This window comes from Ruegeria conchae (assembly GCF_000192475.1).
GTDB classification, from domain to species: domain Bacteria; phylum Pseudomonadota; class Alphaproteobacteria; order Rhodobacterales; family Rhodobacteraceae; genus Ruegeria; species Ruegeria conchae.
Genome location: NZ_AEYW01000022.1, coordinates 282178 through 301444, shown reverse-complemented (window position 1 = coordinate 301444; position 19267 = coordinate 282178). Strand labels below are relative to the sequence as shown.

At 54.1% G+C, this 19267-nt stretch carries 16 protein-coding genes, 1 tRNA gene and 1 pseudogene; 5 read left to right on the top strand and 13 right to left on the bottom strand.

Annotation, left to right across the window (positions count from 1 at the left end; all coding sequences use genetic code 11):
- Positions 1-12: 12 nt before the first annotated feature.
- From G7G_RS0119660 to G7G_RS24440, 3 genes are all read right to left on the bottom strand, one after another.
- Entirely contained in the window at positions 13-213 is a 201-nt protein-coding gene (locus G7G_RS0119660; RefSeq protein WP_139056629.1) for a hypothetical protein, read from the bottom strand.
- The gene (locus G7G_RS0119655; RefSeq protein WP_010443176.1) at positions 206-697 is read right to left on the bottom strand and encodes a hypothetical protein; all 492 of its coding nucleotides are present in this window, start codon (positions 695-697) and stop codon (positions 206-208) included. Before G7G_RS0119655 ends, G7G_RS0119660 begins: the two co-directional genes overlap by 8 nt.
- 19 nt (positions 698-716) lie before the next feature.
- Positions 717-810 (bottom strand) — tRNA-OTHER (locus G7G_RS24440).
- A gap of 464 nt (positions 811-1274) precedes the next feature.
- On the opposite strand from G7G_RS24440, the gene G7G_RS0119650 reads away from it, so the two are divergent.
- The 3 genes and pseudogenes from G7G_RS0119650 to G7G_RS24025 all read left to right on the top strand — a co-directional run.
- The gene (locus tag G7G_RS0119650) at positions 1275-2249 is read left to right on the top strand and encodes an adenylate/guanylate cyclase domain-containing protein (RefSeq protein ID WP_010443175.1); all 975 of its coding nucleotides are present in this window, start codon (positions 1275-1277) and stop codon (positions 2247-2249) included.
- An 858-nt stretch (positions 2250-3107) separates the two neighbouring features.
- Positions 3108-3749: an adenylate/guanylate cyclase domain-containing protein gene (locus G7G_RS24435; protein WP_238528837.1), complete on the top strand. Its 642-nt coding sequence runs from the start codon at positions 3108-3110 to the stop codon at positions 3747-3749.
- A gap of 280 nt (positions 3750-4029) precedes the next feature.
- Positions 4030-4287, top strand: a pseudogene (locus tag G7G_RS24025) (cation efflux transmembrane domain-containing protein); the annotation flags it as partial.
- Between the two features lie 150 nt (positions 4288-4437).
- On the opposite strand, the gene G7G_RS0119635 reads toward G7G_RS24025, so the two are convergent.
- Complete coding sequence (locus tag G7G_RS0119635; protein WP_050806483.1) at positions 4438-5337, bottom strand: sterol desaturase family protein; 900 nt, start codon at positions 5335-5337, stop codon at positions 4438-4440.
- Between the two features lie 769 nt (positions 5338-6106).
- Here G7G_RS0119635 and G7G_RS0119630 point away from each other — a divergent pair.
- Positions 6107-7132: a LacI family DNA-binding transcriptional regulator gene (locus tag G7G_RS0119630; protein ID WP_037322014.1), complete on the top strand. Its 1026-nt coding sequence runs from the start codon at positions 6107-6109 to the stop codon at positions 7130-7132.
- Here G7G_RS0119630 and G7G_RS0119625 read toward each other — a convergent pair whose 3' ends face one another.
- From G7G_RS0119625 to G7G_RS0119595, 7 genes are all read right to left on the bottom strand, one after another.
- Positions 7133-8128 carry a nuclear transport factor 2 family protein gene (locus G7G_RS0119625; protein ID WP_010443170.1) on the bottom strand — a complete coding sequence of 332 codons (996 nt, stop codon included), beginning with the start codon at positions 8126-8128 and terminating at the stop codon, positions 7133-7135.
- Positions 8121-9272, bottom strand: coding sequence for a nuclear transport factor 2 family protein (locus tag G7G_RS0119620; RefSeq protein ID WP_010443169.1), 1152 nt, complete (start codon positions 9270-9272; stop codon positions 8121-8123). Before G7G_RS0119620 ends, G7G_RS0119625 begins: the two co-directional genes overlap by 8 nt.
- Positions 9269-10270 (bottom strand): nuclear transport factor 2 family protein, encoded by a 1002-nt coding sequence (locus G7G_RS0119615; RefSeq protein ID WP_010443168.1) that lies wholly within the window; start codon positions 10268-10270, stop codon positions 9269-9271. Before G7G_RS0119615 ends, G7G_RS0119620 begins: the two co-directional genes overlap by 4 nt.
- 145 nt (positions 10271-10415) lie before the next feature.
- The gene (locus tag G7G_RS0119610; protein WP_010443167.1) at positions 10416-11297 is read right to left on the bottom strand and encodes a carbohydrate ABC transporter permease; all 882 of its coding nucleotides are present in this window, start codon (positions 11295-11297) and stop codon (positions 10416-10418) included.
- Complete coding sequence (locus G7G_RS0119605) at positions 11297-12325, bottom strand: carbohydrate ABC transporter permease (protein ID WP_010443166.1); 1029 nt, start codon at positions 12323-12325, stop codon at positions 11297-11299. Before G7G_RS0119605 ends, G7G_RS0119610 begins: the two co-directional genes overlap by 1 nt.
- 60 nt (positions 12326-12385) lie before the next feature.
- Entirely contained in the window at positions 12386-13624 is a 1239-nt protein-coding gene (locus tag G7G_RS0119600) for an ABC transporter substrate-binding protein (RefSeq protein ID WP_010443165.1), read from the bottom strand.
- A 122-nt stretch (positions 13625-13746) separates the two neighbouring features.
- A complete protein-coding gene (locus tag G7G_RS0119595; RefSeq protein ID WP_010443164.1) occupies positions 13747-14766 on the bottom strand; it encodes an ester cyclase in 1020 nt (339 codons plus the stop codon).
- 334 nt (positions 14767-15100) lie between these two features.
- On the opposite strand from G7G_RS0119595, the gene G7G_RS0119590 reads away from it, so the two are divergent.
- Positions 15101-15292, top strand: coding sequence for a hypothetical protein (locus G7G_RS0119590; RefSeq protein ID WP_010443163.1), 192 nt, complete (start codon positions 15101-15103; stop codon positions 15290-15292).
- A 158-nt stretch (positions 15293-15450) separates the two neighbouring features.
- On the opposite strand, the gene G7G_RS0119585 is transcribed toward G7G_RS0119590, so the two are convergent.
- Positions 15451-17373, bottom strand: coding sequence for a DUF3604 domain-containing protein (locus tag G7G_RS0119585; protein WP_037322009.1), 1923 nt, complete (start codon positions 17371-17373; stop codon positions 15451-15453).
- A 400-nt stretch (positions 17374-17773) separates the two neighbouring features.
- Entirely contained in the window at positions 17774-19267 is a 1494-nt protein-coding gene (locus G7G_RS0119580; RefSeq protein WP_010443161.1) for a cryptochrome/photolyase family protein, read from the bottom strand.

The following is a 19267-nucleotide window of genomic DNA, read 5'->3' as shown; positions in this document are numbered from 1 at the left end:
ATCATCCATCAGTCACATTCTCCAGAACTTGGGCTGGTTGAGATGGAAGACCCCTCCCGGGATCAGGCAAAGGGCAATCGGAGGGACATGACCTGTGGCCAGCGAGCCCGTTTCCATGAGCTTCCGGGCGTAGTCCTCATCATCGTAGGCTTCCATAATCTTATTGAAGATCACTTGTTGTTCGGCGGTCATCACCAGTCCTTCTTCACGCACGCGGTGCACAGATTACGGTCATCCGTTCGGTCAATCTGGCGGTAATATTCGCAACACCGCAGGCCATTCGATCTCGAACACGTTTTTTTTGACCGCCCCAAAGCCTCTTCCTTTCAGGGTGGCGCTTGCTCGCGACATCATTCGCGCACCAACAACACAGGGTCGTGTACCAGCCGTCCAACAGCTGGGTCTCAGCAGCGTTTGAGCATCGCTCAAAGGTACGATTTGCTCGTGCAATCGTGGCGGTGATCATCGACTGGATGTGTCGATCATCACACCTGTGGTAGATGCGGAGCTCTCCCAGCTTCTCCTTGATCTGGAGGATGAAGGGGTAGGTGGCATCCTTCTGATCACAGTGTTCTTTGATCTCTGTGAAGAGCGTCGTGACCAAGTAGGACCAGCCTTCGGGTGCGCGTCCGAGGCTCTCCTCGACCGATTGCTTGATGTCGTTGAAATCAATTGCGTTCGTAACTTCGTCCGCCATGTCGGACACCTCCTGAGGATGGTAGGAGGCGTCGGAATCGAACCGACTCGTGCACTCTAATCTGGAGCAATTACAAGGATATAAGCCTCGCCCGCATACCAATGCTGCCTCCCACGGATTTCGCGTGGGTTATCGACCTCAGGCCGATATTCGTTGGCAGTGGATGCGTGTGTACGTCATGAGCAGAAGCTGAACCAGATCGTATCGCTATGTCAAGACGGAGTGTGCTGCACTTCGAAATTCACCGCGTAGTTCTGGGAACCTTCTAGCTTAACGTGTGCCAAAAAGACTGAAGCATCCTTTTTTGCGGGTCAGTGCAGCGCCGAGTAGCTCTCCGACAGCGAAACGATTCGATACCCTGTGATCCGGACTCGAACTCAGAAACTCCGTCGATAGTTCGCTCTGAACCGACGTGCGTCTTTTGATCTGCGTCTTATGCGCTCCGTTTTGGAGAAATACAAAAGTCTTGATCTGACCAAACCTCAGCGGCAGCATTGACCTGCATCTTTCGAAAATGGAGATCCCGGTTGCAAGACCTTGTAAGTCTCATTCCATTTAGCGTCTCGAGTCATTTGTGATGATACGTTCCTCACCTGAACTGCTGGCAGTTTCGAGGCGTTGGTATGAAATACTCAGAACCAAAAAGAATACTGACGAGTTGCAGGATTTTCTGTCGAAGGCAGATGAACTACGGTTTGTTGGGACAGGCGAAGGAGAGTTTTGGAGCGGGCAAGCAGTTCGCGATGGGGTTAGCGGCTTTTTCGCGGAGATCCCCGCTCCCGTCGTTTTCGAAGAAGTTGAAGCTGAGGCCTTCGAAAACGGAGAGACGGGATGGTCATCCTTCGTCCACAAGATTCAGTTTGTCGGCTTTGATGAAGCCGTCTTTTACCGCACCGTTCTGATTTTTGTCCTGGAGGGAGCAGCCTGGAAGATCATCAATCGCCACGCTTCAGTGCCAACTCCAAATATTGAACTCGTGGGTAAAGAGCAACTGGCCATCCAAAAACTTGTTGATGCTGCGCGCGAAGATGGACCCGAGCTGATCCAAACCGAAGGTTTGGCTTCAGTACTTTTCACTGATGTAGAAGGCAGTACAACGTTGGCGGAGGCGTTGGGCGATCAGCGTTGGTCGGTGCTGATCGAAAACCACTTCCAAGTCTTGGCGGCGATCATTGAAAAGTATCATGGCCAGTTCGTGAAATCCCTTGGAGACGGAACGTTGTCCGTCTTTCCGTCCGCGAAGGAAGCGCTAACGGCCGCTGTCAAGATTCAGAAGGCCATTGCATCGGCTTCCGAGGAGCCGTCTTTCGGTGTCCGGATTGGAATTCACACTGGCGATGTCGTGCAATCTCGTGGAGATTTTTTTGGCACTGTGGTCAACAAAGCTTCACGCATAACCACGGTTGGTGCGGCAGGCGAGATACTCGTTTCAGATGCGACTCGCGCCATGGTCGGAGGACGAACCGATTTCTCATTTTCTGAAATAGAACCCAGACTTCTGAAAGGTCTACGCGGTCACCACGTCTTGTATCGGTTGGAGTGGCAAGATTGAGTATTTCGGTTGCCTCAACGCCGACAGATCACACAGATACCCCGCAGAGCTCAGTCGCAAAAGTCTTGCGGTATGCGCCACAGCTCACATCGCCAGCAATTCCTGATGAATTGCGACCATTGCCCAAGTGTCGCGCGTGCAATACGCCACAAGATCAGCATATACCTTAGGGCTGCAAGCGCAGTGGGAGAATTGAATTTGATGTGTCCTTGAAGTGAATTAGACTAAGAGCCAACTGTTCAGATAGCTCATTAAGAGGACATCATGGCAGCTCCTTTAGTCCAAAACTGGGAACTGACTGCCGCCATCCAGGACATAGCAGATTGGCTGGTTCAACAGGGCTTAGAGAATGCGCCTGTGGAGCTCTGGCTTGAAGCATTCTGCAACCGTCTTGTTTCGGCAGGAATTCCGCTTCAAAGAGCAAACATCACTGTTCGCGCTCATCATCCCGAGATTGGGACTGTCGCTTTTCGCTGGCACAGGGATGGCGGTCATGAGCGAGAGAACTTTGTCCGAAGAACGGATGCGCCTGAGGAATACGTTCTAAGCCCAATTTATTATCTTTTGGCAAACAACGTTGAAGAGATCAGACAAGATCTGACAGTCGAAGAACCCGCGCTCAACTTTCCGATCTTCGACGAACTTCGCGAGCGCGGTGCAACTGACTACTTCGCTGTTAAACGGTTTTTCCTTATTCAGGACAATACTACGCCAGTCGATCCAATGCAGGCCTATGAAGGTGCTATAATCTCATTGACAACCGACGCGAACGGGGGCTTCACGAGCGAGCAACTTGATGGTTTGCGTCAACTGATATCTCCACTTTGCCTGACGCTGAAATGTGGGGCGAACCGATTGATGGCTGAAGACATTACAGCCGCATATCTGGGCAAAGACGCCAGTAGGCGCGTTCTTTCCGGGGACATCACCCGAGGTTCATCGGAAACTATTTCAGCGGTGATTTGGTATTTTGACCTGCAAGGATTTACCAAATTGTCAGAGGCGCTTCCGGGGGACTCAATCATAGAATTGCTAAACGACTACTTCGCGGAAGCTGTTGACGTAGTCGAACGCAATGGCGGTAACGTTCTGAAATTCATGGGAGATGGAATGCTTGCCATCTTCGATATCAATCAAGTTCCGGACGCTCGCCGCGTCGCAATTTACGCGGCAGCGGAGTTGCGAGATACTTTTGAGGAACTCAACCAACGACGGCAAGCGGATGGTTTGCCAACGACCGGCTTCACTCTTTCGTTGCACGCAGGCGATGTTCTTTACGGCAACATCGGCGGTAGATCTCGCTTAGATTTCACAGTGGTCGGCCCAGCGGTAAACACAACTTCGCGCATTTTAGGCATGTGCAGTGCGCTTGATCAGAACATTGTTGTTTCCGACAAGGTGGCGGGCGACTTGGTGGGCTCCATTCCAAGTCTTGTTTCCCTGGGGCAATACAGATTGCGCGGTGTTGCTGAAAAACAGGAGCTGTTCACGATAGACTAACTGCCGCTATTTGGAAGCTGCCGCAATGGGGTGTTGACCTGCGTCAAAGCAAAGGTAGCCGGATTGTTACTAGGTTGGTTTGCACATGGAACAGAACTGTTGGATCAAGCACCCGCGCAGAGCGGCATTCTTGGTCATAGTGATTGCATTGTCAGGGTGCATGGGCAGGCACCATCAAGGCAATTGGCATGGCCACGGCTTAGAAGGTTGCTATGGACCTCACCACGACGTTGATCGCGAGGTCCATTGCCGAGCGCTCGAGTGAACTTGAGCCATATTCTTGCTTGTTAGCTACAAGGATGGAGACGCCAACGTGCGATCAGTCTGGTTATGCTCGCGGAACGACGCCATCGGCAACGTAGCTGTTATGATTGCCGCGTTAGGCGTCTGGGGCACGGCAACAGGTTGGCCTGACCTAATAGTTGCTGCGATCATGGCAAGCCTCTTCTTGTCATCTTCGTACCAGATCATTCGTCAGGCTCTTGAGGAACGGCACGAGGAAGCAGCGCATGAGCATAGAACAGCTGGGACAAGCTGACATTCGCCGCGGAGGGCAAACTACACAGGTATGGGCTCCACGCGGTCATTTGCAATATCGCGATGTATGTCCACTTTGCGGACTTTTCTGCCGACGCTTAAAGCCTTGCGCATAACACTCAAGCGCGGCAAAGCAGTCTTTGGTTCAGCGCTATTGGTCTATTTGGTCATTGCCAAGCTTGGTTTGCCCGGACGAGACAGATGAAGATCGCATCTGTTGGCTCGCGGCGTCGAGGGCACCTCCGCTCGCCGGGCCGCGCAGCGGCTGAATCAGCATTCGGTCGAGCCAGAGGTCTCGGCGTGTGCGAAACTGCTTGATGCCGATTTCCATGCTTTTGTGCCCCTTCTTGGGTTGCGCAACGTAAGTGCCTAGAAGTCGGTCCCACCACGGTAGATTAAAGCCAAAGTTCGAGTTGGTCTCGCTTGGATCGACTGAATGGTGGACTCGGTGCATGTCTGGAGTGACGACGATCCATCTGAGAATTCGATCCACCGGACGCGGCAATTCAATGTTTGCGTGATTGAAGAGCGCGGTAGCGTTCAGGGTCACCTCGAAAAGGAGCACGGCGACAGCGGGCGGCCCCAAGGTTGCTACGACCGCTAGCTTGATCCCCATCGAGATGAGGATTTCTACCGGATGGAAACGCAAGCCAGTAGTCGCGTCAAAATCAAGGTCGGCGTGATGCATCCGGTGCAGACGCCAAAGCCCCGGTACGGCGTGGAACATCACATGCTGAAGATAAATTGCGAGATCTAGAAGCAGCATGGAGACCACGATGGCAACCCAAACCGGCGCCTCGATGTTATTGAAGAGCCCCCATCCGCGATCCTCGGCCATGGCTGCGAGACCAACTGCGAGGATTGGAAAGGTCAGCCGCAGGATGGCGGTGTCGAGCACCACGAGCGCAAGGTTGTTTGTCCATCGGATAACGCGCGGAATATCCCGTCTTCGCCGGGGTGCGGCCACTTCCCAAAGTGCCATCGCCGCCAGGACGGATAGGAAGGCAATAATGCGGATAGTTGGTTCAGCAGCTAGGATTGTGTCGGACATGGACATCCACTATTCGGGTTTCCGTCGCGATAGAATTGCAAGCTGTTCTAGGCGACGACCGCTCCAATGTAACGCAGACATGCAAGCGATACCATCTGAGGGCGGCTTGGTCCGCATATCGGTCATTTGGGGAAACTCGCTCAAAGTCTGCTTTGCGGACTTTGCCGCCATTCGATTTTTGCTGCTTCGCTGACGCAGCATTTTCTCGCGCGTGCAGCCAGTATGTTGTTGCGACGCGGCACATTTCACCGAAGCAGTCGTTCAAGTGCGTCGGTTTGGCTTGTACCAAATCACAACTTCGCTGCTGCCGGGACAGAATGGCGAGATGCGGAGCAATCCTGCCGATCACCGCGCCGCCAAAACGGAAGCTGTTTTGCAAGTTATGCACAAGCAAAACCGGGCGGCCATCTTCAAAAGCCGACATTGTGGATGTTGAGGACGCGCCTTGGCCGCCATGGCGATGACTGGCAATGCAGGAGCGTGTGTCGTGAATACGGTCGCCACAAAATGTCATGTCTGCAGGACACCTTTGGTTCGAGATTGTGCGGTGTCAAGACGAAGGATGAAACCACTACCGCTCAGAACGCCTCGAAATGAGCGGACGTGGAGACAGCTCAAGGCTTCAAAACTTGCTACCTGTCCGTCATTTGACCTGGGTCATTCGGTAGCGATAGGATCGTGGAAAGTCTTCCGGCCCACGCAGAAAATATCCTCGGGTTCTCCGTTGATTACGGGGCAAATGGAACAAGAAAATTGGGGCATCTGGAACATGGCCAGGAAGAATTCAGTAACTTCGGTCGACGTCGCCAAACGGGCGGGCGTGTCGCAATCCGCCGTGAGTCGCGCCTTCTCTCGCGTACCCACTCAGTCCGGCGTATCGGCGGAAGCGAAGGAGAGAATTTTCGCAGCGGCCAAGGAGTTGGGCTACCGGCCCAATGCGCTTGCCCGATCGATGATTACGGGAAACTCAAAGATTATCGCCTTGTTGTTCAGCTATCTGGACAATCAATTCTATGCCGTTGCATTGGAAAAGCTCTGTATAGAATTGCAGAAAAACGGCTACCACGCGATGGTTTTCATGATGCCGGAAACCGCCGTCGGAGTCGAAGAGACGGTATCCGAACTGCTGGAATACAAGGTTGACGGGATCATCACTGCATCGGTCGAACTGTCTTCGTCACTTTGCAAGCATTGCCAGGATCAAGGTATCTCTGTCGTCATGTTCAACCGGATCAAGGCCGAGGAAGGCGTGTCTTGCGTGTCGACGGACAATGTCCTTGGCGGACGATTGGCCGCGCGCCATCTCATTGAAACAGGTCACCAGAAGATTGCGTTGCTGTCCGGTTGGGCGGAATCGTCGACTGGGCGCGACCGCCAATTGGGATTTGAGCGGGAGCTGTCTGATCAGGGACACAGCTTGTTTGATCGTGCTGCCGGGCATTTTGATCTGACTGCGACGCGAACTGCTGCCCGCAATCTGTTGGACAGGCCCGCGTCCGAAAGACCAGATGGGATATTCGTTGCCAACGACTACATGGCGATCGAAGCGCTCGGCGTCATTCGCAGCGAATTGAAACTGAAGGTACCACAAGACGTTTCCATTGTCGGCTTTGACGACATTCCGATGGCGGCATCGCCTGAATATGATCTGACGACATTGCGCCAGCCGATTAACAAGATGATCGACCAGTCCGTCTCGCTTATGCTGGCTGAGATAGCGGGAAACGACACAGTCATGAACGAGAGCATTGTGCCAGAACTTGTTGAGCGTGGCAGCGTGGCGAACAGAAACTGATCAGCTTTCGCGCCCAAGCTCTGCCAGAATGTCCACTCCTTGTGTGGCCATGAAATGGGGGATGTCGATGAAGATCCAGTTCTCAGCCAACCTGTCGCCGTCGTGGCGATAGAGATCGACGATCCGCATATCCGCCACCACGTCGCTGGGCGGCAAGCCCATGAACCCGCCCGTCGAGCGGACGGTCAGGCTGGGATAGCCGAAGAACCCGCCGAAGTTGCTCTCGCCAAGGCGGGCGACGTGTTCGGTGTGGGTGACATATTCCAGACCGTCTTCGAAAGGGCCGGAATGGCCACGGCGATAGCCATCGAAGAAGGCGCTTGCGCCGATGCCGCCGGGGCCGAACCAGCACATGTCGGGGGTCCAGAAACGGGTCATGTGGTCTTCAGGCGAGCCGACTTTGTTGGCCCTGAGATCGGTGACCATGTCAGCGATGAGTTGCACGGTCGCCCGACCTTCGGCTTCGGGGTGCGCGTCGTACAAGAGACCGTCATGGGTGGCAGGGCCGGGTGTCAGTACAACCGACCCGGTCGTGCCTGAGTTCGGATGGCGGCCCGACTGTGCCAGAAGGTTCAGGATGTCGACATAACAAGCGGTTTCGGCGATGCGGCCGTCCTCGATGCGGTGGAATTCGCAGTACCGCAGAAACGCCAGCTTGCGCGACGGGGCAAGGCTGATCCAGGGGCGGTCCCAGGTGCCCATGAGGTGCCCCATCTCGACCACCCAAGTGGACGAGAAGCCGTCTATTTCGTTCGACCCGGCGAAGAAGATGTCCGGGCGGCGCAGCAAAGGGCCCATGGCGTCCTTGAGCGGCCGCCAATAGGTGTCAGCGACTGCCGCAATGCCGGCCTGTTCGTGAAACGGATGCATCCCGCGCCACAGTACATCGGACGCGTAGTAAGGCTCCATCGCCGAGGCGACCGCGTCGCCGTCTGCGGCGTCGATGGCGGTGTTCGCGGTACGGACAAGCGCCTTGGCGTCCTGATATTCAGCCATCCCGGCGCGCCTTTGCGATTTGGATCATCAGGTCCAACTCATTGAAAAGCTGCCATTCCTGCTCGACGATCCCGTCTTTGACCCGCTGCTGAGTGATCCCCCAGATCTGACAAGTCTGCCCTGTGGGGTCTCGGTAAAGCATGCCACCAGAGTGTGTGGCATCCGCGCTCCAGCGGGTGGAGATCAGAAAGCCGTCGGCATCGTTGCCCATCCAGTAGACTTCGTCGACCTGGTGCTTCAGGTCGGGGAAGGCGGCGCGCAGTTCGCCGACATGGTCACGATAGGCATCTCGCCCCGAGAACTTTCGATCCGTGGTGCCCTCGAAGGGCAGATCGGCGGCATAGCTTTCATCCAAGACCGAGCCGTCGCCGTTCCAGATGTTGTTGTGGATCGCCCGCGAGAACGCATCTGGATCAAAGCCCTCAACCGGTTCGCCAAGGCTCAAGGGACGCTCGGGGCGCACGCCTGCGCGCAGGTCGGCCCATGTTTCGGCGCTCCTCGGCCAGCCGGGGAATGGGTCTGCGGCAAGCCTGTCCGCCTCTTCCCAAAGATCAAGGCCCAACTGCTTGAGCATGGCGGATGTGTTGTAAAGCACGTGCTCCAGGAAAATATCGTTGCCAAGTGCCACACAGTTGGCAATGACCATGACGTCGACCTCAGCTTCGGTCGGGTCGCCGTATTTGCTCGGCCCGGTGTTCTTGCCCTTGATGCGCGTCAGGTGCGAGGTGTGAAACCCGACGCTATCGTCGCCAGCCCAGATCACCTCTTCCGCGTTAAGGATAATGTCGGGGAATGCGCCGGTCGTGTGATGCGTGTCGCCGACGATCTTGGCGTTGCCGTGCTGCAGACCATAGTCATCATAGACAAGGCTATCGTCGGAGTAACACGCTTCGATATATTCGACTTCACGGGCCTCGGTTTCCCAGATGCGATAGGTGATGCGGACGATATAGTCGACGATGTTGCGATACTCGGGATCGAACCCGGCAAGCGATTGAGACGGCCCGAGATAGGGCGGGATGCGATGCGCTCCGTCCTTGGTGTAGTCGATGAGCGAGATGTCGTACGACGTGGGCATGTGCGCCCGCGAAAGGGCGGCAGCCGGGTGATGCGATTTCGAGCGATCGGGCATGAAGCGGGTCATTCGGTCTCTCCAGTATTGGCCAGAAGATCGACGCCCTGTTCGGCAAGGAAATGCAGGATGTCGATGAATATCCAGTTCTCGGCAAGCTTGTCGCCGTCGCGGCGATATAGGTCGACTACGCGCATCTCTGCCGCCGCATCGTTGGCCGGGACCCCGAGGTAGTCACCGGTATTGCGTAGGGTCAGGCAAGGCCACCACATGAAGGCGGCGAAGTTGCCCTCCGCCAGCGCCAGTTCCCAGTCGTGGATTTTCACCACGTCCTGTTTCTTCTCGAAAGGAAGGGTGTGGCCACGTTGGTAGCCTGGGATGGACAGGCTTACACCAATGCCCGTGGGGCCGAACCAGTTCATGTTCGGGTGCCAAAAGCGCACCAGATGATCACCGGGCGAGGTATAGCCGAGCGCCAAGTCGGTGAGCATTGCATGGGTCAGGTCATAGGTGTCCCGTGTCAGATCCTCGGGTAGAGGGTTGCACACTAGCCCGTCGTGAGTCTTCGGACCGGGTGACATCATCATCCCGCCAGTCTGGTGCAGCGCAAGCGGGTTCCGGCCCGCCTGGGTTAGGACGGCGAGGATGTCGAGAAATTCGACAGTTTCGACAATGGTGCCAGCCAAGACCCGGCTCATCGTCGCATAAGGCAGATAAATGGATTTTCCGGTGGCAGGGATACTCAGCCAATCGGCGGTGAAGTCGCAAAGAAGGTTGCCCATTTCGACAACCCAAGCGCCTGCTTCAGGGTCAAGATCGGCGTGGCTGGCAAAGAATATGTCGGGGCGGCGTTGAATGGTCGACATGGCGGATTTCAGCGGCGACCAGACAGTCTCGGCCAGCGCCTTGGGCCCTTTGATGTCGTAGAACGGGCGCATGCCGCGATAAGTGTGATCAGATGACAGGTAAGATTGGCAAGCGGCGGCCGTCGCATCGCCGGACGCGGCGACATCGCGTGCAGCATTGTAGCCTTGCACAAGCGCTTTGGCGGATTTCAGATCTTGGGTCATGGATGGTCCCTAAGTTTCGATTTGTCGGTTTAGTTGCGGCAGGCGCATCGAAGCGACATATCCCTAGGTCTGAAGCCGATCCCCTAGGTACCAGGTATAAATCAAAGGTGCGGAGTCGAGAGGTAGTCTCAGGTGGTCCATCGGCTCACCCTTTCACCGCGCCGGCGGTCAACCCGCTAACGATCTGACGTTGGAAGAACAAAACCAGGAAGAACAGAGGCACCATGGCACTCACCACAGCCGAAACTGCAAACATCACGTTGCCCTGTTCGCGTATCTGGGTCAGGAAACTTGCGATCTTGGGCACCATCGTCTGGTTTTCCGAACTCAGAAGCATCGAGGTAATTGCAAAATCATTGTAGGCCAGAAGGAAAGAAAACAGCCCGGTGGTAATGACGCCCGGCCACATGACCGGAATTATCACATGCCGGAACGCCTGGAACCGGGTGCAGCCATCGACCATAGCGCTTTCGTCCATATCCTTGGGGATGTTCAAAAAGAACGAGTGCAACATCCAAAGCGTGAAAGGTTGATTGATTGCGACCAGAACGACAATGGTGGTCGAGAGCCGCCCCCAGACATTCCATTCGAAGAACGGCAGTAGGTATCCAGACACAAGCGTAATGTGCGGCATGGCCCGGAACACAAGCGCTGCGATCAAAAGCCAGAATGCATAACGATAACCGGACCGCGCCAAGGCGTATCCGCCCAAGGTTCCAAGGGTCAATGAAATGACGACAGTAAAAACAACGACGATGGACGTGTTCAGCACATTTCTCCAGAACTCTTCCTGGATCCATGCACCGAAGTAGCCATTGCCAGTGAAATTGCCGCCGGTTTCGGCAAGTGTGTAGACGCCGTAGATCGCGTTTCGCCAATCGGCCTTGGAAAAGAAATCGCCCTGAACCTTGAAAGATCCCCAGACCGTCCAGACAAACGGCCCGATCGCGATCATCAACCAGAAGATGATCATGGAGGTTGCGAACCATGTGAGCAGACGTGGAGATTTACTCGCCGTTGATGCCATCAGACGGCCCTCCGATTAAAGTCGCGCCAGGTCTTGATCAGCACTGGTGTCAGCAGGATGGCAACGCCGAGGATTGTCAGCATAGACGTCGCGGCGGCCGAACCAAAAAGTTTATCTTGCCCCGAAAGATCGTTGTAGATGATCCAGCTGAGCGACCTGGCTTTCGCCTCGGCCGAAAAAGACACGATGGGTTCAAGAACGCGGAAATTGTCCATCAGTTGCATTAAGGTGATAAAGACCAGAAGTGGCATCATGTAGGGCACGATGACATAGCGGACCTGTTGAAATCGGCTTGCCCCGTCGATCTTTGCGGCTTCGAGGGTGTCGGAGGGAACCGTTTGTAACCCCGCGTAGAACACAACGAAGGCAAAGGGCGTCGAATGCCAGACGCCGTAGACCATCAGCATAATCCAAGTGAGCGGAGCCGAAGCTTTCAGGCTCAGGTCTGGATCGTCAAAGATGATCTGCAGCGTGGCTCCGATGATGCCGTCTGCATCCACCATCCAAAACAGGATCAATCCCCCGATCAAAGGCGTCACGATCATAGGCAAGAGCGAGGCAAAGATCGTCGGTCCCTTAGTGACTCTTGGAAGTCGGTTCACGCCCAATGCAATCAAAAGACCAAAAACGATCACCAATGGTGTAACAACAAATGTGTAGGCAAGCGTGAAGAACAACGCCTTGTAGAACGGCAGGTTGTAAACCCCCGCGATAAAATTCCCGAAAGAATCAGCTCCTGCCCAGATCTCGCTCACTTCGTCGAAGGCCAGATGCCCACGGTTTGTGTAGGTTCCCAGGCCGTTGTAGCGCCCTAGGGGTGCGTCGGCCTTCAAAGCTTCGGTTGCTTCCAGATCGACCTGTAGAACCGTGGTACATTTAAAAGGCCCACAATTCTCGACCTCACGCATCACCTGTTCATGTTCGACAAAGAATGATTGCATTGCGACCGACACGATCGGCAGGGCAATGAACAAGATCATTGCCAGGAATGACGGCCAGATAAATCGTGCAAAAGTTCCGTGCGGCATAGCGAAAGCCCGACAAAGTTGTGCGCGGCGCTGAAAGAGCGCCGCGCACCAATTGAGTGTTTACTTGAGGAACCCTTGTTCCTTCGCAGCAGCGGTATAAGCCGCCTCGATGTCAGCTAGAGTTTGCTCAGCGCTTTCGTTGCCCTGCAGGAAGTCTGGCACCTCTTGGAAGAATGCCGAATGCAGAAGCCCCATGTATGGCAGCATGGGATAGGGATTTGCACCGGCTGACGCCGCAGCGGCAACGCCTTCGGCTGCTAGTCCTGGTGTGTAGCTGTCCATCAGCCATACCGCCTTGTCGTTGTTGGCCATGACCATGTCATCCGAGATGCCATTAACCATCGCTATGAAGGTAGCCTCGGCATCCTCGTCACTGATGTTTGATGCGATGGTGAAACCATCCCACCATAGGGAAGACGCCGGCGTCGCACCGCCAGCTACTGTCATGGCTCCTGCCGGTTTGGTTGCTGCCACGATCTCCGGGGTAGAACCTTCGTCGTCGATGAGACCACCCACAGAGCTTCCCCACAATACGGCCATGGCCAATTCACCGGATTCCCAAAGCGGTGTCACGGCTCCGGTGTTGTAGGTCAGGAAATCGGGATTGGAATACTCCATCAACGATTTCAGCATGTTCAGAGTTGCAACACCCTGTTCGTTGTTAATCGAAACCTCTGCCGTACCAGGCTTGAAGAACTCTCCGCCGTGGCCGAGATACATATTCACAACTTCTTCGCCGAGGTTCCAATCCGACTTGGTCAGCATCGCGAAAGGGTATTCCATGATGCCAGCCGCACGGATGGCTTCGGCGACGTCGAGCACTTCTTCGTAGGATGTCGGCACCTCTTTTCCAACCTGGTCAAGGATGTCCTGACGCACGATCAGATGTTGTGCATTTGCCATAAAGGCAATCGCCATGATCTTGCCATCAATTCGGATCAACTGGTTTGGCTGCAAATTCTGACCGTGCTTGGCGACCAGATCATCCAGCGGGCGTATCAACCCGTCATTCAACAGGGGAACAATGGACGAGTTCGCCACGATCTTAGTCGTATACTCGGCCGGATTAGCCGTAAGCGCTGCAACCTGAATTTCATTGTGCTTGGTCGAGTGGTTCTTCGAGAATTCGGCTCCCTCTCCGACGCACGCTTCGGCGTTATCGACAACCGCATGCAGCGCAGGAAAATCGTTAGCCAGGATCCTAACGCTTCCGCTAGTGACCGGACAATCAGCGAACGCGACCCCTGCCGTCATTCCGAGCGCAGTTGAAGCGACTGTCAGACGAGTGATGATAGACATGTTTTTCTCCCTGGATTCGACCTCGTTGGATCAACTTAGAAGCGGATACGAGCGGTTACATCACTCGATATCGCATACGTATGCGAGCTAACTATACTCGATTCTCTCGAAATCTCAAAATCTCAATCCAATCCGGTCAGCATGCGCTGTCGCGCAACAAGATCGACACCCAGTTGTTCAAGAAAGTGTAGATGGTCTATGAAGTTCCAGTTCTCGGCAAGCTTTTCGCCCTGGCGTCGATAGAGATCGACAACTCGCATCGTTGCCTTCTTCTCGGATTTGGGGGCAAGCCCGATGTAACCTCCGAGCGAGGTTACATCGAATGTCGGCCAACCGAAAAAGCCGCCGTAGTGACCTTCGGCAAACTCAGTTCGGTGCCCGAAGAAATCGCCCCATTTCAGACCCTCTTCGAATGGTATGCAGTGCTGTTCAAGATAGCGTCCTTGGGTGTAGGGCGCACCAATACCACCCGGACCCCACCAGATCATGTCGTCCGTCCAATCAAGAGACAGATCCGTGTTCGTTGTATGGACATCCTCCGCCAGCAATCGGCCGATCATCCTGAGAAACAGCTTCAGGGTTTTTTGACCTTCGCTTGCGGGCTGGCCAGCGTAGAGTAAACCATCATGTGTACGAGGTCCGGGTGTGACCATCATCGCAGCGGTTGATGGCGGCAGCGCCTCGGCCCGCACCTGCGCCATCAGGTTCAACACATCTAGGAACGTCGTAGATTCGGTTATTTTGCCGTCCACGACATGATTGAACTCGGCGTATCTTAGCATGGTCGATTGCCGGGTCGGACGCATCCCAAGGAACGGCTGATCGAACAAGCCCAGTAGGTGCCCCATTGAGACGACCCAGACACCAGGTTCGTCGCTTAGGTGGTTAAAGCCGGCAAAAAAGATATCCGGTCTACGTTGAAGTGGCGAAAACGAATTGCGAAGCGTGTTCCAAAAGTTCGTGACCGCATCTTCAGCACCGATACCTTCTGCGAACGGGGCCGTGAATTGAAACTTGCAATTCGCACTGGTTTCAATCGAAAGCGCGTCAGCTAGTGCGAGGTTCGGTGCAGTGTCTATGTGCCGCTGGTGCGACAAGACTGTCTTCTTGGCTGCGGTCAGTTCCTGTTCTTGGTAATCCATGGAGCCCCTCTGATCCAAATATCGCTATAACTCTACTCGAAAGACAGTACCGCGAAAGTGGCAACGACATTGATCCCTCATGAAAGGACTCCCGATTGTTTGGGCTGTCGCTCAGAGAAAGAGAACGCTACCTTTTTCACGCACGTAGCGGCGGTCCACTATCGGCGTCGCCAGAATTGAGTGAGCTGCCCCAAAAAGTTCCCGGATACCGCATTTGTGCGTTTCGCCGCCCTCACGACTCGTATGGTGCGAAGCTTTGGTTGCATGTCCCAGATTTCCGCTTAGTCCCACGACCCGTAAATCGCAGTGCAAAACTTTGCTGCGCCACTAACGAATGGCGGCTAACGCATATACTTCGCGCGGATCGAGCTTGCCTAAGATTTTGTCCGATTTGCGCGAAAACATTGTCGATGTGTTTGATGAAAACGGAACACAGTTAATGACACCGTCTTACATTGCAGACCCGCCGGAACCCAAAGTTTCGACAGAAGAATGGGACGGAAAGCTTGCTCATCACGTTGAATAAACCGCATTCAGCAGCTGTCTATTAGTGTCGGCGTTTGAGCTTCGTGTCGCAAAAAAGTCACTAATTTAACATGTCCGCTATGTCCGCTAAGCGGTCATTCAACGAGTTTTGCTGAACGTCTACTTCGAGCCCATACCGGACCGACATCGTAAATCGAACTACTGTTGTGGCGAGTACCAAATCGGCGAAGTGTAGGCGCGTTCCTGCGTTGTTAATTGGATGCCATCCGGCATGTTTATTCCGAACTTAACTGCATCATACGCCGTCCAGCGAGGGGTCGGTATTTCTATAACCCGGGCATAATAAAATGCGCTTTCCGAAGGATCGAAATCTGGGTCTTCCCACACGGTTCCAAGCTCAGAGGCTCCAATTGTGTTGGTCCACGAGGGGATAGAAAGGTCAACTGTGGTGCCTACTGACGGTAACTTGCCAGCGCCATCTGGTTCGCGGGAACCAGACCAGGCCACGTCGTAGACTTTTTCCTGTTGCTCTCCATCTGCATCTAGCCAGCCCTTTATGATCTGAATTCGATCCAGGTTTGCTCCCATCGGATCACGAAGCGCATATACCAGAAAGGAAGGTGCGCCCTCACCAGGGTCAAGATCCCCCCCCATCGGCACACCTTTGGTGTATCCCACAAGCGCCAAGTCCCGCCGCAAGGCATCCTCTTCGGTAAAAGAAAAACCTCCGAACATACGAACGCGCATTCTGGGTCCTGTTGTTGCGTAGGTTTCACGCCGATGCATCGCATCCCAAATGGCTTCTCGGGAATTTTCCTGCGCCCATACTGCGGTCAGACCGCCAGTAATGTATTGCGACGAAAGCAGCGCAACCGCCCCGTCAGCATAGGTCTTACTGACATGTTGGCTGCGCTCTTCGCTGGGCTCGTAACCGGTGAACTTCCCGAAGAAATTGTCGTTATCTGGAGCCGTTAAACCTGTGTGTGTATCACTTGCCCCACCCAAGCCAAACTTGAAAGGGTTTACTCCCAAAGCCTTTTCCAAAGACAAGCCACGAAGTAATCCGGATCGAGCGTATTCACCGGGCAACATTTCTGGCTCTTTCGGAACCGAAGCATCCAGATTGCCGTAATCCCATGTTTCGAAGTCAGCAAATTCATCGTCAGGCGATAGGAACGGGTGGGCCTCACCATCTCCCTTAATCTGCGTTGGTTCGTATAGTCTTTCCCATTTGTTTCGCGCTTCTGCGTATGCCGGATCTAACGGCACACTATCCGCGAAGTCATCGACTAACGGGAACATCCAGCCGTTAGACAAATTCCCATTATGTGGAATTGCAAGAACACGCCCGCCTGTCGTTTGCTCATAGTTTTCCAACCACTTCCAAAGATCACGAGGGTTTGGTGAGCCCACAGGTGGCGTTGTTGTATAAGGGAGTATCTTTCTTGTGAGCTCAGGGCCGTCGCGAAAGATCACATTTCGGTGCAAATTGTTCCCTGCAACGAGAGATGTCCATTCATAGGCGATAAAGGTGCTGAATACGCCGGGGTCATTGTACTGCTCTGCGGCGTCGATAATGTCGTCCCAAACACGGGCATACGCGGGGTTGCCTGGTTGATAGTTCAGCGCAGGGGAAACCTGTCCTTGCGCAAACGCGGCTGTAAGCTCAAGCGCAGCCGCTAGAGCGGCTTCCCCACCCTTATTGAATTCTTCATGGAAATACCTGCCTTGCTCATCTGCCAAGATGTTGGGAGCACCTCCGATGATGTCGGTGATAGCACCCATAGCATCCGAATGATCTGTAATCATGAAGAAATCGAGAGGCATCGACAACTTTACAGGTTGCCCCGTGTTAGACACAACTTCTTCGCCACGCGCAAACCGGTAGGCATCATGAGGCATGAGGCGCGTACCACCCCCACCAGCATCCCCGGAAAGACCAGTATGAACGTGAGTGTCACCAAAATAGACTTGAGTTGGATATGCGCGTTCAGCGTAAGGTGAATAAGGTCGACCGGAAGGACCGGAAAGGCCTGACGGATTTATTGCATCCTGAGCTAAGACTGGGCTCCCCAGAATGAGAGCTGCTGGCAAAACAAAGCGAAACAATTTTTCCTCCATAATTGAAGGCACCATAGCATAACTCTGCTCGGGAAGTTATTTTGACTGAGTTCGAAGGTTTGCCAAGTTCGCGCAACAGTCATTGGTGACCGTTGTAGCGAATGGCGACTTTGAGCCCAATGTGGCCGGTACAAGACTTAATATCAAATGCCGCTAGTATGCTTCCGGTTTGATCCGAGAGATTCCCAAAGAAAAATAAGTAGCGGTTGGGCACAAAGACAATTCACCGATCAGAAGTGTCGCTGGCCTTCGAAAACCTGATCAAAGAGCTAAATTAAAAAAATCAAACAGTCATATGTCTTCTTTGGTAATAGCGTTAAATTGTCATACTTAGCCGGTCCCAAAGCCTATCTTTAGGTGAGTCCTCAATCTCAGTTATCCGCTGTCATAAAGCCCGCGCTCATGCTATCCGTCGCAAAAAGGTTTCGGCTGTCGTGACATGCTTGTTTTTGACTTCTGGCGACATGCGTCCCGCCGTACGGCACATCATCGCCCATCGAGGATTGCCAGCAAGTCTGTCGGTGTGTTTCAGAATGAATCGCCAGTAAAGGCCGTCCCATATGTCGGACCAAGGCCCTTTGCCCCAATGGCTCATTTTGCGAACGTAGTTTGAACCGGAAAAGTACGGTTTGGTGGTGATTAAACCGCCATCGGCATGCTGGCTCATCGCGTAGGCATTTGGAACCATTACCCAATCATAGCTGTCGACGAACATTTCCATGAACCAGCGATAGACATGGTCCGGATCAATCTCACACAGAAACATGAAACCGCCCAGTACCATAAGGCGTTCAATGTGATGGCAATACCCAGTTTTGAGTACCCTTTTGATCGTGTCGTCCAGCGGATCAATACCAGTGGTTCCATCATAGAAAGAGCGGGGTATGGGGCGGTGATGGCCCCAATGATTTGTTGTGCGCATCTGCACTCCAAGGTCCTCATATGTCGCGCGCATGAACTCGCGCCAGCCAATGATCTGCCGGATGAATCCTTCTACCGAGTTCAGGGGAATGCTCTTTCGATCCGCATGCGCGAGGGCCGCGTCCAAAACTTGTTTGGGCGTCAACAATCCTATGTTCAAAACAGGCGTGAGAACGGCATGCCATAGCCAGTTTTCGCCCTCGACAATGGCATCTTCATAGTCGCCAAAACGTTCGAATCGCCGCTCCAGAAACTGCGCTAGCCAATCGGATGCAGCTTTATGTGATGTCGGATAATATAGCGTTTCCAGACTGCCCAGTGCATTTGGAAAATCAGCTAGAACGCTCACTTTTGCGGCTTCATCAACTGCATCATGGTCAGGCCAGTCGATCCACGGCAGGCTATCCAACAGCGCTTTGGGTACTTTTTTGCGGTTTTCTTCGTCAAAGCTCCACTGTCCGCCAGTCGGTTGACCGCTGTCCATTAACACGTTCAAGCGCCGGCGTTGGCTTTTGTAGAACTCGGCCATGAGCCAACGTTTTCGACCGGCAGACCAATTCAGATTGTCGGCCCGCGTATTCAGAAAGCCGGGTGATGGCTGGATATCAAGCGTGATTTCGGTATTGCTAGCCGCCGCGCGCAACCGTCTTTCTGCGATGAAGTCTACTGGATCAGCCATAACTATTCGGCTGACACCGCGATCGCGCAGACTTTGAAACAATCGCAGACATGCGCCCGGTTGCCGCTCAAAGGGCCATATCGTGGCATCAAGTCCCTTGGTGACCAAGCGGTTACAATAGCGCGCCATAGAAGCGCGGTGCAGCCAAAGCTTTTGCTTGTGCATTGTGGCCGGATAATGCGCATCGCCAAAGAACAGCGGATCCTCGAAAAGCACAGCAGTGTCTGGCTGGGCGACCAGACCCGGGTGTTGGGCAAACAATTGGTTGGGGAGTAGAAGGGTGGCAGTGGACAC